General features: G+C 66.3%; 12 protein-coding genes and 1 pseudogene. 5 read left to right on the top strand and 8 right to left on the bottom strand.

Annotated elements, in window-relative coordinates; genetic code table 11:
• Position 1 precedes the first annotated feature (1 nt).
• From EV641_RS19935 to EV641_RS19925, 3 genes are all read right to left on the bottom strand, one after another.
• Positions 2 to 1,159: an acyl-CoA dehydrogenase family protein gene (locus EV641_RS19935; protein ID WP_132474044.1), complete on the bottom strand. Its 1,158-nt coding sequence runs from the start codon at positions 1,157 to 1,159 to the stop codon at positions 2 to 4.
• 25 nt (positions 1,160 to 1,184) lie between these two features.
• Positions 1,185 to 1,994: a crotonase/enoyl-CoA hydratase family protein gene (locus EV641_RS19930; RefSeq protein ID WP_132474042.1), complete on the bottom strand. Its 810-nt coding sequence runs from the start codon at positions 1,992 to 1,994 to the stop codon at positions 1,185 to 1,187.
• A gap of 116 nt (positions 1,995 to 2,110) precedes the next feature.
• Complete coding sequence (locus EV641_RS19925; protein ID WP_241997367.1) at positions 2,111 to 3,556, bottom strand: AarF/UbiB family protein; 1,446 nt, start codon at positions 3,554 to 3,556, stop codon at positions 2,111 to 2,113.
• A 183-nt stretch (positions 3,557 to 3,739) separates the two neighbouring features.
• Here EV641_RS19925 and EV641_RS19920 point away from each other — a divergent pair, with 183 nt between their 5' ends.
• Positions 3,740 to 4,771 (top strand): sigma-70 family RNA polymerase sigma factor, encoded by a 1,032-nt coding sequence (locus tag EV641_RS19920; protein WP_132474040.1) that lies wholly within the window; start codon positions 3,740 to 3,742, stop codon positions 4,769 to 4,771.
• A 22-nt stretch (positions 4,772 to 4,793) separates the two neighbouring features.
• Here EV641_RS19920 and EV641_RS19915 read toward each other — a convergent pair.
• Both EV641_RS19915 and EV641_RS19910 read right to left on the bottom strand, forming a co-directional pair.
• Positions 4,794 to 5,255: pseudogene (locus tag EV641_RS19915) on the bottom strand (glyoxalase).
• An 87-nt stretch (positions 5,256 to 5,342) separates the two neighbouring features.
• Entirely contained in the window at positions 5,343 to 5,879 is a 537-nt protein-coding gene (locus EV641_RS19910; protein WP_132474038.1) for a hypothetical protein, read from the bottom strand.
• A 115-nt stretch (positions 5,880 to 5,994) separates the two neighbouring features.
• On the opposite strand from EV641_RS19910, the gene EV641_RS19905 reads away from it, so the two are divergent.
• Genes EV641_RS19905 through EV641_RS19895 form a run of 3 tightly spaced genes read left to right on the top strand, consistent with a single transcriptional unit; the run spans position 5,995 to position 8,813 of the window.
• A complete protein-coding gene (locus EV641_RS19905; protein ID WP_241997366.1) occupies positions 5,995 to 7,194 on the top strand; it encodes a histidine kinase in 1,200 nt (399 codons plus the stop codon).
• On the top strand, positions 7,191 to 7,847 hold the full coding sequence (locus EV641_RS19900) for a response regulator transcription factor (protein WP_277874515.1): 657 nt from the start codon (positions 7,191 to 7,193) through the stop codon (positions 7,845 to 7,847). The genes EV641_RS19905 and EV641_RS19900 overlap by 4 nt, the downstream gene beginning before the upstream one ends.
• 33 nt (positions 7,848 to 7,880) lie before the next feature.
• Positions 7,881 to 8,813 carry a PaaI family thioesterase gene (locus EV641_RS19895; RefSeq protein ID WP_132474032.1) on the top strand — a complete coding sequence of 311 codons (933 nt, stop codon included), beginning with the start codon at positions 7,881 to 7,883 and terminating at the stop codon, positions 8,811 to 8,813.
• Here EV641_RS19895 and EV641_RS19890 read toward each other — a convergent pair.
• The gene (locus tag EV641_RS19890; protein ID WP_132474166.1) at positions 8,810 to 9,982 is read right to left on the bottom strand and encodes a serine hydrolase domain-containing protein; all 1,173 of its coding nucleotides are present in this window, start codon (positions 9,980 to 9,982) and stop codon (positions 8,810 to 8,812) included. The two genes, EV641_RS19895 and EV641_RS19890, sit on opposite strands and share 4 nt — an antisense overlap.
• Before the next feature lie 172 nt (positions 9,983 to 10,154).
• On the opposite strand from EV641_RS19890, the gene EV641_RS19885 reads away from it, so the two are divergent.
• Positions 10,155 to 12,122, top strand: coding sequence for a M13 family metallopeptidase (locus EV641_RS19885; protein WP_132474030.1), 1,968 nt, complete (start codon positions 10,155 to 10,157; stop codon positions 12,120 to 12,122).
• Positions 12,123 to 12,194: 72 nt separating this feature from the next.
• Here the strand turns inward: EV641_RS19885 and EV641_RS19880 are convergent, their stop codons facing one another.
• Together EV641_RS19880 and EV641_RS19875 are read right to left on the bottom strand one after the other, a co-directional pair.
• Positions 12,195 to 12,917 carry a M23 family metallopeptidase gene (locus EV641_RS19880; RefSeq protein WP_132474164.1) on the bottom strand — a complete coding sequence of 241 codons (723 nt, stop codon included), beginning with the start codon at positions 12,915 to 12,917 and terminating at the stop codon, positions 12,195 to 12,197.
• A gap of 300 nt (positions 12,918 to 13,217) precedes the next feature.
• Complete coding sequence (locus tag EV641_RS19875) at positions 13,218 to 13,934, bottom strand: enoyl-CoA hydratase/isomerase family protein (RefSeq protein WP_132474028.1); 717 nt, start codon at positions 13,932 to 13,934, stop codon at positions 13,218 to 13,220.
• Between the last annotated feature and the right edge of the window lie 84 nt (positions 13,935 to 14,018).

Here is a 14,018-nt window from a genome sequence, read left to right as displayed (position 1 = left end):
ATTACAGCCCCAGATCCTTGGAGATGATCGTCTTCATGACTTCGCTCGTGCCACCGTAGATCCGAGTGACGCGCGTGTCGGCGTAGAGCCGCGCGATCGGGTACTCGGTGATGTAGCCGTAGCCGCCGTGCAGCTGCAGGCACTTGTCGATGACACGGCCCGCGACCTCCGTGCAGAACAGCTTGGCGCGCGCGGCATCTGCGACCGACAGTTCCTTGCGGTCGAGCAGTTCGAGGCAATGGTCGACGTAGACGCGCGCCGCCTGGGTTTCGGCGGAGCACTCGGCAAGCACGAACTTCGAGTTCTGGAACGAGGCCACCGGCTTGCCGAACACCTTGCGGTCCTGCGTGTATGCGATCGCATGCGAGATCGCGGCCTCGGCGAAACCCACCTGGTTCAGTGCGATGGCGAGGCGTTCCTGAGGCAGATTGTGTGCGAGGTAGCCGAAGCCGGCTCCTTCCTCACCGAGGAGGTTCTCGACCGGCACCCGAACATCGTTGTAGGACAGTTCGGCGGTGTCCTGCTGGTGCAGGCCGATCTTGTTGAGCTTGCGGCCGACGGCGAAGCCTTCGGTCGCGGTCGGGACGGCGATGATGGACAGACCGCCGCGGCGGTTCTCCGGATCGTACGGCGAGGTACGGCACACCGTGAGGATCAGATCCGCGGTGGCACCACCGGTGATGAAGGTCTTGGCGCCGTTGACGATGTAGTGCGAGCCGTCTTCCGACAGCTTCGCCGTGGTCGCGATGTTCGCGAGGTCGGAACCGGTGCCCGGCTCTGTCATCGCGATCGCGGTCATGATCGAGCCGTCCGAGAAGCCAGGGAGCCAGCGCTTCTTCTGTTCGTCGGTGGCGTACTCGAGCAGGTACGGCAGGATCAGGCACGCGTGGACGGTGTAGCCGCCGAAGGACACACCGGCTCGGGCGACCTCCTCGAACACGATCGTGTTGTAGATGAAGCTGGATTCGCCTCCGCCACCGAACTCTTCGGGCACCTGTACACCGAGGATGCCGAGTTCTCCGAGTCGGCGGAAGAACTCGCGCGGCGGGTGCCCGAGCTCGTCCCACTCTTCCCGGTGGGGCGCAACCTCGCGGTCGATGAAGTCGCGCAGCATCTGGCGGAACGCGTCGTGCTCTTCGGTGAGGATTGTCCTCTTCACGGTTGTCTTCCTTCGGTCTCGGAGTTCAGTTACCGGTGAAGTTGCCCGGGCGGCGTTCCATGAACGCGGTGAGCGCTTCCCGGTGGTCTTCGGTGTGATGTGACAGCGCCTGCAGCGACGCGGACAGCTCGAGGAGGGTGTCGAGATCGACGCGCTGTCCTTCGCGGAGCAGCTTCTTGGTCATGCGCAGCGCGTGCGGCGGGTTGACGGCGACCCGATCGGCGAGCGCACGTGCGGTCTCGAGCAGCTGCTCGGGTGAGGTGACCTGCGACACCATGCCCCAGTCGAGCGCGGTCGCGGCATCGACGCGGTCGCCGGTGAAGGCCATCTCGGCGGCGCGGGCAGCACCGATCGCGCGCGGCAGCAGCCATGCGCCACCGTCGCCTGGGATGATGCCGAGTTTGACGAAGCTCTCCGCGAAGAATGCCTTGGTCGAGGCGACCCGCATGTCGCACATCATCGCGAGGTCGCAGCCCGCGCCGACGGCGGGTCCGTTGACGGCCGCGATGATGGGGACCTCGCAGTGGAAGATCGCCTTGGGCAGCCGCTGGATTCCGCGGCGATACCCGTCGCGGAGTGCATGCGGTGCACCGGCGAACATGCCGGTGCGATCGACCATGTCCTTGACGTTGCCACCCGCGGAGAATGCCGAGCCGGCGCCGGTGAGGATGACGACGCGGGTCTCGACGTCGCCGTTCGCCTCGTCGACGAGTCCGACGAGGCGTTCGACGACGTCGTCTCCGGAGATCGGGTTCCTCGCCTCGGGAAGGTTGATCGTCCACGTGACGACGTGGCCGTCCCGTTCGGCGAGTACGACGTCCTGCGATGCACTCATGGGGTCGTGATCCTTCCGTAGCGATGCCGTCGACGGTCGAACCCAGCCATCTGGGTCGAACGATCGTTAAATTACGGCGTGCGCGAAGGACTGTAAAGGGCACGGGGGCATTTCGCTCAGTCGGGCAGCCTCACGCCCGATTCGGCGATTCTTATGGCTACTTCCTCGGGAAAGACGTTGCGGAAGACGAACGGGTCGCGGCCCAGTACCCAGCCCGGTGCGAGTGCGGTCGCGTAGCGCTCGAAGTAGCCGACCTGCTTACCGAACAGCACCAGCTCCTCGGGACTCGAGGTGTTCCACTGACGTCCCAGCGACACGAGCGCACCGATCAACGCACTGAGCCGCAGCTCCGAGAGATCACGTCCCAGCAGCGGCGCGAAGGTCTCCGCCACCTGCCTCCCGACCTCGGCGTCGTCGACATCGAGATCCTCCGAGACCCCGAGCTCCCGGATACTCTTCGCGACCGAGGAGAAGTCACCGTCGAGCAATGCCGAGCGGAACAGCTCGCGAAGCACCGTCCGCCACTGTTCGGGGAGTTCACCGACGATCCCGAAGTCGAGCAGCGCAACCCGTCCGTCGTCGAGGTGCCACAGATTCCCGGCGTGCACATCGCCGTGGAACGGGCCGTGCAACAGCACCGCCTCGATCCACACCTTCACGCCGCGCCGAACCAGCAGCGCAGTGTCGAGACCGTCCGCCCCCGGCACGACACGGTCGAGCGGGGTGCCCTTCAGCCGTTCCATGCAGATCACCCGAGGACCGCACCAATTCCAGTACACGTCGGGCACGGTGACGAACCGGTTGTCGCCGAAGGCCCCGATGTTGTTGCGGAAGCGATCCTGCCGGTCGGCCTCGACCGCGGCGTTGAGTTCGGTCATCGTCGCGTTGTAGAGGTCGCGGATGATCGCGGGGGTGTTCGCGATCCTGAAGAATTCGAAGATCCGCAGGATCTTGGCGCCGACGTATGCAGCGCGCAGGTCGACGAGCATCCGCCGTGCGATCCCGGGGCGCTGCACCTTGATCACGGCTTCGCGGCCGTCCCGGAGCACACACCCGTGAACCTGCGCGACCGAGGCCGCCGCGAGCGGAACATCGTCGAATGACGAGAACATCTCGCCGATCTTGTGCCCGAGGTCTTTCTCGATGACCGCGCGGGCCTGTTCGGAAGGGAAGGTGGGCACGTCGTCGAGCATGCGCAGGCAGGCGTCGGCGAGTGGGGCCGGGAACAGGCCCGGCGACGACGCGACGAGCTGTCCGAGCTTCACGAACGTGGGTCCGAGGTGTTCGAATGCATCGACCGTGCCGTGCGCCGCGGCGTCGACGATGCTGCGACCGTCTGCACGCCCCACTGGCCGCAGCACCGACCACCGCAGGATCGCCCACGTCACGAAGGCGACGAGAGCACAGGCGACGACGACCGCGCGTCCGAGTTCGGCGAGCCCGAACCGTTCGAGCGGCGGAGACTCGACATGCAGCGCGTCCGGAGGCGGCCCACCCGCGAACGGACCCACAGGCCCCGCCCCATCCGACGCACCGTTCCGTCCGGTGTTCTCGTGCAACACCCGCCCCAATCCATCCCATCGTGCCCCCCACCAGGACACGGCTTCGTGCACGCTACCCGGAGAACCGTCACAATCGAAGTGCCCGTGGCCTCCTTCGGAAGACTTCTCGGTCTGTTGTGTGTCGGTGCCCGGGACTACTCTCGGGCAGGTAGTTGTTCAGGCAGTCGACCGAGGGTGGGGACCATGGCAGAACAGCTCCTTGAGACGACACCGAGTGGCCTCGGCGATGCCACATTCATGGATGCCGCCGAACCGTACCGACGCGAACTGCTCGCGCACTGCTACCGGATGAGCGGTTCCCTCCACGACGCCGAAGATCTGGTGCAGGAAACGTACCTGCGGGCGTGGCGCGGATACGACAACTTCGGTGGGCGCTCGTCGTTGCGTACGTGGCTGCACCGCATCGCCACCAACGTGTGCCTCACGGCGCTCGACGGACGCAAACGCAGACCCTTGCCCACCGGGCTGGGTGCACCGAGTTCCGATCCGACGGACGACCTCGTCTCCCGTCAGGAAATCCCCTGGCTCGAGCCGATCCCCGGCGGTTACACCGACGACGGCCACACCGACGACCCGAGCGATCCCGCAACGATCGTCGCGTCACGCGATTCGATCCGGCTCGCGTTCGTCGCCGCGCTGCAGCACCTGTCGGCGCGGCAACGCGCCGTACTCCTGTTGCGCGACGTACTGCAATGGCGGGCAAGCGAAGTCGCCGCCGCACTCGATACCACCACCGCCGCGGTGAACAGCCTGCTGCAACGCGCCCGCGCGCAGCTACGCGACTCCCAGGCCTCGAACGTCGAACTCAGCGAACCCGACAGCGCCGAAACCCGCGCGCTCGTGAAGCGGTGGGTCGAGGGGTTCGAGAAGTACGACATCGACTCGCTCGTCACGATGCTCACGGAGGACGCAATCTGGGAAATGCCGCCGTTCGACGGCTGGTATCAAGGCGCCGACGCCATCGTGACTCTGATCAAGTGCAACTGCCCGGCGAAAGGCCCGGGCGATCAGGTCCTGCTCCCCACGGTGGCGAACGGACAGCCGGCTCTCGGACTCTACATGCGCGGTGAGGATGGGCAGCATCGTCCGTTTCAGCTCCAGGTGCTCGACATCGTCGACGGCAAGGTCGCGCACGCGACGGTCTTCTTCAGCGACGACCTCGTCGGCTTGTTCGCGCGCTTCGGGCTACCGGAGATCCCGGTAGCCCGAAGCTGAACGCCTGAGCAGTTCCCGACACTCAGGCCTGAGCACCATCCTCCCCCTCGGGCGCCCACTGCTGGGCAGCGGCCTCGACATCCATCCACATGACCTCCCAGACGTGGTTGTCGAGGTCGCGAAATGCGCGGCTGTGCGAGAACTCGCCCATCTCCGCGTTCGCCTGCTCCGATCCGGCCGTGATCCACTCACTGCCGCCCGCGGCGACCGCTCAGTCGACCAACTGGTCCACTGCTTCGCGACTGTCCGCAGACACACACATCAGCACCTCTCGTGCCGTCGAGGTGTCGCAGATGTCGTCGTTGATGAAATCGCGGAATCGCGGCTTCTCGAGCAGCATCACGAACGACTGCTCGTTGATCTCCAGGCACGCGGTGTTCTCGTCGCAGAACATTTCGTTGAAGGTGAAGCCGAGCTTGTCGAAGAATGCGCGGGTCGCGGCGACATTCTCGACGGCGAGGTTGGCGAAGAGCATGCGGGACATCGGAATCTCCTTGGGGTCGGTGGGCATCGGGCCGGTGAGCGTTCGAAGTAGACAGACCGGCGGCCGACGGAAATCTCATCGCGATGATCAGATCTTGCTCAGAACCCATACCGGCCCGGTCATCAACCAGATGACGGTGATGATTCCGAGCGTCGGGAACACGGCGTTGAGGGCAGCGCTCTGCGTGTCGTTCGCGACCGTCGCGCCGAGCCCCAGAATGGCCGCTCCACTGATACCGGCTGCGATGAGCCAGCGCCCGAAACTCGCGATCTCGTGCCGGAACGCTTCCGGTCCTTCCTTCGGCGCAGGTGTGGGTTTCTCGCCGCCGGCGAACAGGTAAGCGAATCGACGATCGGCCCAGCGGACGATGCTGGGTCCGAACGCGACGCTCACTCCCAGATAGATCCCGGCGATGCGGTGGATGTAGCCGACCTCGGTGCCGTTCCGAAGGTCCAGTGCAACGGCAACGAGCAGCACGACGTCGATGACGGGAATCAGCGCGAGGACCACCGCACCGGCCTTCGGAAGACGCAGCAGATAACGGACGACGAGACCCAGAGCGAGGACCACCCAGAACCCGACCTCGCTGGCGATGATGAATGCGGTGATATGGCTGGCGAACATGATTCGAGCATGTCGTCGGGAGACTCGTCGCCGCGTCCGCCGATCGGGTCGCAGAGCGTCATCACTTCGGATGACGCCGGCCTGTTCGGGCAGGTCGTTGTGATCGAATGGCATCGTGATCGACCGATACGCACCCGCTCTCATCGCACTCGCATATTTCGTGTGCGGCGGGGTGCTGTATCTGCTGGACCTCGGTGCCCTGGTTGCCCACGACGAGACGTCGGTGCAGGTGCGACTGGTGCTTCTCGCTGCCGTGTGCGTACCGATCCTCCTGCGCCGGTCGCACCCACTACTCGGTCTGGCGTTGGCCTCGGTGCCCGTCGCCGTCGACTTCGCGCTCGGTATCTCCCTGCCGGTCTGGCTCGCATACGGCGACCTGCTGTTCGCAGCCGCGCTGTACGGGAGTGCGCGGACGAGTGTGTTCCTGGAGCGGGCACCGATCGTCCCGATCGCAGCACTCGCCGTCGGCTTCGGCATCTACACGGGCGAGTTGAGGCCGGCGGTATTCGTCGCGGCCATGGGCGCGCTCCTCATCTCACTGCCTGTGTGGTGGGCCCGATCGGTGCGAACCCACCGCGACGCCGCCGAAGCCGAGCGCGCCAAAGCGCAGGCATTGGCCCAGGTCGCCGAACTCGATCGGGCGGCGGCGATCACGTCCGAACGAGCACACCTCGCACGCGATCTTCACGACATCGTTGCCGGGCACCTGTCGGCGATCGCCATCCAGAGCGAGGCCGCGTTACGGCTGCGCGACCGCGATCCGCAGAAGGCGATGTCGGTCCTCGAGTCCGTGCGGGCCAACAGCGTCGACGCCCTGCGGGAGATGCAATCGATGGTCACGTTACTGCGTAGCGACGACGCCCGGGAGGAGACCGCCACCGCGGGGCGGCTTTCCGACCTGACCGCTCTCGTGGCATCGGCCGAGGCGAGCGGCAGCATCGTTACCGTAGAGGCCCCCGACCTGACCGAACTCGATGCCGACGTGGACGTGACCGCCTACCGCATCATCCAGGAAGCCTTGACGAACGCAACGAAACACGCCCCCGGACTCCCTGTCCTCCTGGAACTCGAGATGGACGATCGCGAACTCACGATCCGTGTGTCGAACCCGCTGCCCCCGGACCGGGATCGAGCGGAGCCCGCCCACGTCGGAAACGGTGGCTCGCACGGTCTGCGCAACATCGCCGAACGCGCCGCAGCCATCGGTGGCCGTGCCCGCTCGCAGATCGTCGAGGACCCGGGCGAGCGCAGCGACGGGAAGAAGCGGTGGCGGACGGAAGTGCATCTGCCTCTGCGGACAGGAGACATTCAGTGACGATCGGAGACCCAGGGACCATCACCGTGCTACTGGCCGACGACCACACCGCCATCCGCAGCGGCCTGCGGATGATTCTCGACTCCGACCCCGACATCGAGGTGGTCGGTGAAGCAGCCGATGGCGCCGTCGCCGTGTCCCAGGTGCGCGCACTGAAACCCGACGTGGTGCTGATGGACATCAGGATGCCGGGAACCGACGGCATCGCCGCGACCCGCATCATCACCTCGGAGACCGATAGCCGGGTCCTCGTGCTCACCAGCTTCGAGATCGACGAGTACGTGTTCGACAGTCTCCGAGCCGGCGCGGGCGGCTACCTCCTCAAATCCGCATCGGCCGATGCCCTCCTGCACGCGATCCGCGCCGTGCACGCGGGCGACGGGGTGCTCGCGCCCGAGGTCACCCGCACGGTGATCGACGCGTTCGCCGCCGTGCGTGAGCACACGCCCGCGCCGGTTCCCGCGCTCGACACTCTCACCGGCCGCGAGCGCGAAGTGTTCGACCTCATCGGCGAGGGACTGTCGAACAGGCAGATCGCCACCCGCCTCGGGGTCAGCGAAACCACTGTCAAAACGCATGTCGCGCGGGTTCTGCACAAGCTGGATCTGCAGTCGCGGATCCAGGCCGCGATCCTCGCGCACGAGTCCCACTGAGCTGCCCACCGGCCTCTGAGCGAGAATCGGGGTATGACGCTCGAAATCGCCACGTTCCCGATCGACCGACCGGCCACCTACTCGGGGGTCGGAGTGAGCGTGTGCCCACCCGACTCGGTGTCGGTGACGCAAACGGTCGGCACCAAGTTCTTCGACCACCGCGGCCAGGTCACGATCTCGGCGTTCGGCGCGTTGTCCGACATCGTCGGAGCCGCTCCCGCCGGCGTCGCCCGTCAGCACACCACCGGTGTCCTTGCACAGGCTGTGCTCGCGCAGTTGACCGTGTCGACCGCGAATCCGTTCCCGCGCACCGGACAGGTCTCCGGTGTCGGACGCAGCATGCATTTCGACGACACCTCAGGTCTGTCTGCCGCAGAGATCCTCGATGAGAACGGCAACCTCGTCCTGCACCTGACCGGACGGACCATCGTCGTCGGGCGCACACCCACCGACGGCGCCGCTTCTTCGTCCTCGTTCCCGACGGCCCCGGACGAACACGAACCCTGGATCGACGACGATGTCCTCGACTCGAAACCGGGACTCGACGTCGTCAGCGGCATCGCTGCCGGCACGCTGCCGCGAGGCCCACTCGCCGGGATGCACGACCTCCGGGTGGACACCGTCGAACGCGGCGCGGTGCGCGCCACCGTCACGCCGAACGAGTGGATGACGAACTTCCTCGGCTCGATCCAGGGCGGAGTGCTGCTCTCGATCGCCGAGATCGTCACCGGCCTCGCGGCGCAGAGCCTCACCGAAGCGGGCGGGCAGTACCGGATCCTTCAGATCACCCTCGACTACCTGCGTTCTCCCACGGTGCCCGGACCGGTCGTGAAGGTGCAGTCCGACGTGGTGCGGGCAGGACGGCGTCTCGCATCGCTGGAAACGCTGCTGACCGGCGAGGACGGCACCGTGTACGTGCGGGCGTACGCGAGCGTGCAGTTGTTCGCTGGCCCCGCTGTTCGCTAGCCCCGCCGAGCTGCGGTGACCACTGCGCCCCCGAGCCGCGGGAACCGTCCGTCGGAGATCGTGGTGTAGGCGTTGCCCAGCCGGTTGGTCACGAACGCGAACGACAGTCCGGTCTCGGGATCGGCAAACGCGCCTGAACCCCCGAAACCATAATGTCCGATGGACCTGAGCGGCTGCTGCCGCGTTGCCACCCAGGCGGGGTGGTAGCCGAGCCGCCAGTTGGGACGAAAGCCCAGGACGTAGTCGCGACGACGTGTCTGCACCTCGAGCAACTGCTCGACGCTCTCCTCCGTCAGCAACCGGTGGTCACCACCTTCGAGTGCACCCCCGTTCGCGAGCGCGCCGTACATCCGGGCGAGTGCGCGGGCGGTGAACACGCCGTTCCAGCCCGGCATCACGGCGTCGTGGGCCCGGGGGCTGCGCATCACCTCGTCGAATCCGTCGGCCATCCCGGCCTCGGCGAGACCTTTGACGACAGGCATCCGCGACATCACCGCGCCTGCGGTCGCCCACGGTGCGGGCAGGAAGTTGACCTTGGGGAACAGTCGCGCGATGCGGTGCCGCTGCTCGGGCGGCACGCGATACCAGAACTCCGCCGCCCCGAATTGCTCCGCGCCGAGCGGCTCGGCGATCTCTTGCCGGACGAGGTCCTGGAACGCCATACCCGAGACCCGCGCGGCGACCTCCGCGACGAGGTTTCCGTAGGTCACGGCGTGGTAGCCCGGCCCCGTCAGCCTGCGTGCGTCCGGTGGTGCTGCTGCGAGCGCCGCAGCGACCTTCTCCGAGTCGAGGAGACCGTATCGGCCCGGGACGAGTCCGCGGATCTTGTGCAGACCCGCGCGATGCGACATGAGCTCACGGACGGTGATGTTCTCTTTCCCGGCCGCACCGAATTCGGGCCAGTACTGCGCAACCGGTGCGTCGTACGACACCAGGCCTCGCTCGGCGAGACGGTGCAGCACCGTGCTGGCGACACCTTTGCCGGTGGAGAACGACAGCACGATCGTGTCGCCGGCCCAGCGACGCTGTTTGTCGGCCCATCCCGCCCAGACATCGAGAACGGGTTCGCCGTGCAGGTACGCGGCGATCGCGCCGCCGCCCTGGCCGGGTTTGTCGAACATCCGGAAGAAGAGGTCGGCGACGGGCAGGAATCGTTTGTCGACGATCATCTCCGTGCGCAGCGGCGTCTTCGACGCCGCCTCGTCACCGCTGGCCACCGTGTTCTTCTCCCGTCCGTAGGTTCCCGACCCGATGGTAGGGATCGGGCGGACGGCGTGTGCATGTTCTCCGGGTTCGAGCGCTTACTGCATCAGGACTGTTACGAGTGTAAGGATGGACGGCATGACCACTGCGCACTCGGAGACCCGATCCGGAATCGATCTCGACCACGTCGACGAGGGCACACGCGCCCAGGACGACCTGTTCGAGCACGTCAACGGCCGCTGGCTCACCGAACACGAGATCCCCGCCGACCGCGCCCTCGACGGCGCCTTCCGCACCCTCGCCGACAAGGCCGAGACCGATGTGCGAACGATCATCGGGGAGGCTGCCGACTCCGACGCCGCACCAGGGAGTGATGCGCAGAAGATCGGCGACCTGTTCACGAGCTTCATGGACACCGACACGATCGAGGCCGCCGGGCTCGGGCCCATCGCCGACGAACTGTCGTCGGTCGCCGGTGCAGCCGATCGCGCCGCACTCGCGTCGGTGCTCGGACGGTTGCAGCGGGTGGGTGTCGGTGGCGCGTTCGGCCACTACGTCGACACCGATTCGAAGAACTCCCAGCGCTACCTGATACACATCGCGCAGGGCGGCATCGGCCTGCCCGACGAGTCGTACTACCGCGAGGAGCAGTACGCCGAGATCCGCGACGAGTACGTCGCGCACATCGGCAGGATGTTCGCGCTCGCGGGCCTCGATCACGATCCGCAGCGCGTGTTCGCGCTCGAGTCGAAGCTTGCCGCAGGGCATTGGGACGTCGTCAAACGTCGCGATGCCGATCTGACGTACAACCTCGTCACCCTCGAGTCGGTGCTCGCCGATCTCCCCGATTTCGACTGGCCCGGCTGGATCGCCGCGACGGGCGCCACCGCGGAGCAGTGGGCCGAGATCGTAGTGCGGCAGCCGAGTTTCCTCGACGTGTTCACGCAGGTGTGGGCGGACGAGTCGCTCGACGATTGGAAGGCGTGGGCGTCGTGGCGGATCTTGCGCGCACGTGCCCCGTACCTGACCGACGCGTTCGTCGACGAGAACTTCGCGTTCTACGGCCGCACCCTCACGGGCGCCGAGGAGATTCGCGAACGCTGGAAGCGCGGCGTGTCACTCGTGCAGGACCTTCTCGGTGAAGCCGTCGGGAAACTCTACGTCGAACGCCATTTCCCGGCCGAGGCGAAGACCCGGATGCAGGTGCTCGTCGAGAACCTCACCGAGGCGTACCGGCAGAGCATCACCGATCTGGAGTGGATGAGCCCGGAGACCCGTCAGGCGGCTCTCCGAAAGCTCGAGAAGTTCACCCCGAAGGTCGGCTACCCCGACAAATGGCGGGACTACTCGGCGGTCACGATCACCCCGGACGACCTGGTGGGCAACTACCGCAGCGGTTACTCCGCCGAGTACGACCACGAACTCGCCAAGCTCGGCGGCCCCGTCGACCGCGACGAGTGGTTCATGACTCCCCAGACAGTCAACGCCTACTACAACCCGGGCATGAACGAGATCGTCTTCCCCGCGGCGATCCTGCAGCCACCGTTCTTCGATCTGCAGGCCGACGACGCCGCGAACTACGGCGGGATCGGCGCGGTCATCGGACACGAGATCGGTCACGGCTTCGACGACCAGGGCGCCAAGTACGACGGCGACGGAAACCTCGAGAACTGGTGGACCGACTCGGACCGCACCGAATTCGGTAAGCGCACCGCCGCCCTCATCGCCCAGTACGACGAGTTCGAGCCGAAGGCGCTTCCCGGCAAGCACGTCAACGGCAGCTTCACGATCGGTGAGAACATCGGCGATCTGGGCGGACTGTCGATTGCGTTGAAGGCCTACGAGATTGCCGTCGGGGACGAGGAGCCCCCGGTCATCGACGGACTGACGGGTCTGCAGCGGGTGTTCTTCGGATGGGCGCAGGTGTGGCGTACGAAGGTGCGCGACGAGGAGGCGACGCGACGGCTCGCAGTCGACCCGCACTCCCCGCCGGAGTTCCGGTGCAACGGTGTCGTGCGCAACATCGATGCATTCCACACTGCGTTCGCCGTGAAGCCGGGCGACGGGCTCTACCTCGAACCCGAGGAGCGCGTGAAGATCTGGTGACCCGAGTACGAAGGACCCCGAGCACCCTATGACGGGTGCTCGGGGTCCTTCTCGTCTCGGCCGGGGACCGTCCTACGACCGGTGGGCGCCGGGGACCGGGATGCCGCGGTCGGCGAGCCACGGAAGCGGGTCGATCTTGGTGCCATCGGCGAGGTGAACCTCGTAGTGCAGGTGCGGTCCGGTGGACTGTCCACGATTGCCCATCGTGGCGATCTGGTCGCCTGCACTGACCTGCTGGCCGACCGATACCAACGACTGGTCGACATGGCCGTAGACGCCGACGGTGCCGTCGTCCTGCTGTACGCGGACCCACAGGCCGAATCCCGAAGCGGGGCCGGTCTCGATCACGTGACCGTTGGTGACGGCGAGGATCGGTGTGCCGATGGAATTGGCGATGTCGATGCCGTTGTGGTTGGTTCCCCACCGGGCACCGTAGCCGGAGGTGAAGACGCCGGCGGCCGGGAAAACCGATGCCGGGCGACGCGCGGCCTCCTCGCGCGCGGCCTGCTCCGCCGCCTCCCGCGCAATGTGGTCCAGCTCGGCCTGATGAGCCGCTGCCGCTTCGGCGATGCGCTGCTGTTCGCGTTCGGTGGCCTTGCGCAGCTTCTCCGCGTAGCTCGAGGCGTCGACCCCGGGGATGGACAGTACCTGCGGCGCCGTGGACAGCGCTTCGCTGCTCCCCGTCCACGAGAGCCCGGCCTGTGTGCGGGCCGACGTGCCGGCGGTGGTGTCTGTGGCGTTGGCAGCCGTCGTTCCGGCCGCCGTGACGGCCCCGGTAACGAGGACCACCGACATCCACCTCCCGATACGCGCGGCGGCGGGTCGGCGTCGGGGCATGACGGTCGAAGCAGAATTCTCGGCTGTGTAAGACAAAGCGGCGTTCCTCTGAGTGGCCTCTCGGTAACGAAAGGGTTACGAATCCATCACAGAGTACGTGTTTCGCGTTTATCTACGGCGTGTCGATTTGACGTCTACTCACGCGTGAGTAGACGGAATGTCCGAAATTGCCCCACACGAGTCACACGCACATCAGGGGGGATCAGGCATTCCGACGGCGCCGCTCGAAAATGTGTCCGGGTTCACGGACCTACAAGGTCACTTCCCCCGGTTCATCACCTTGTCGGCAGCCTCCCAATGAGCATCGGCAACCCACAGTTGCGCGAACGCATCGATCGCTTCTTCCGGCGTCGCGCCGGACAGGACGCGCTTGATCGACCCTGAGGATTCGTTGACGAGTGAGCGCGCGAGCAACCGCCAGCCCTCGTCGAACGTATCACGCGGCAGCACCTGATCGACGAGACCGACACGATGAGCTTCCTCGACACCGAGGATCGCGCCGGAACCTGCGAGCATGAGCGCCTTCCCCCGACCCACGAGTGCAGCGAGCCGCTCCGCTCCACCCCACGCGGGCATGATCGCGAGCGAGACCTGATTGAATCCGATCTTGATGTCGTCGGCTGCGATGCGGATGTCGGCCGACACGGCGAACTCCGCGCCGCCTCCGAGTGCATGGCCGTTGAGTGCCGCGACCACGGGCCCCGGGAAGGCAGCGATCCGGTCGCAGATCGTCCGCATGCGCCGTGCCATGCCCGCGGCCTCGTCCACCGTCCGCAGCTTGGCCAGCTCCTTGAGGTCGCCCCCGGACACGAACGCACGGTCGCCGGCGCCGGTGATGGCCAGCACGCGAGCATCGCCCACCTTGTCGAGCGTCTCATCGAGACGATCCATCGTCTCGAGCGAAATCGCGTTGCGCGCCTGCGGACGATCGATCGTCAGGACCGCGAGTCCCTCGTCCAGTTCGAGCTCGACCATAGGGTAATTCTCCCAGGTGATATTGGAATTCTTGTTTCGAGAGAATAACATGCTCATATGCCGGTGAAGGCCGGCAGGAACTCC

This window comes from Rhodococcus sp. SMB37 (assembly GCF_004345605.1).
Taxonomy (GTDB): domain Bacteria; phylum Actinomycetota; class Actinomycetes; order Mycobacteriales; family Mycobacteriaceae; genus Rhodococcus.
This window is presented reverse-complemented; position numbering and strand designations above follow the sequence as displayed.

Coding starts and splice junctions, on each gene's coding strand:
- EV641_RS19875 (WP_132474028.1), bottom strand. CDS start 13,934: ATGGTCGAGCTCGAACTGGACGAGGGACTCGCGGTCCTGACGATCGAT.
- EV641_RS19930 (WP_132474042.1), bottom strand. CDS start 1,994: ATGAGTGCATCGCAGGACGTCGTACTCGCCGAACGGGACGGCCACGTC.
- EV641_RS19910 (WP_132474038.1), bottom strand. CDS start 5,879: ATGTTCGCCAGCCATATCACCGCATTCATCATCGCCAGCGAGGTCGGG.
- EV641_RS19890 (WP_132474166.1), bottom strand. CDS start 9,982: ATGATCGTCGACAAACGATTCCTGCCCGTCGCCGACCTCTTCTTCCGG.
- EV641_RS19895 (WP_132474032.1), top strand. CDS start 7,881: ATGACGCTCGAAATCGCCACGTTCCCGATCGACCGACCGGCCACCTAC.
- EV641_RS19885 (WP_132474030.1), top strand. CDS start 10,155: ATGACCACTGCGCACTCGGAGACCCGATCCGGAATCGATCTCGACCAC.
- EV641_RS19880 (WP_132474164.1), bottom strand. CDS start 12,917: ATGTCGGTGGTCCTCGTTACCGGGGCCGTCACGGCGGCCGGAACGACG.
- EV641_RS19920 (WP_132474040.1), top strand. CDS start 3,740: ATGGCAGAACAGCTCCTTGAGACGACACCGAGTGGCCTCGGCGATGCC.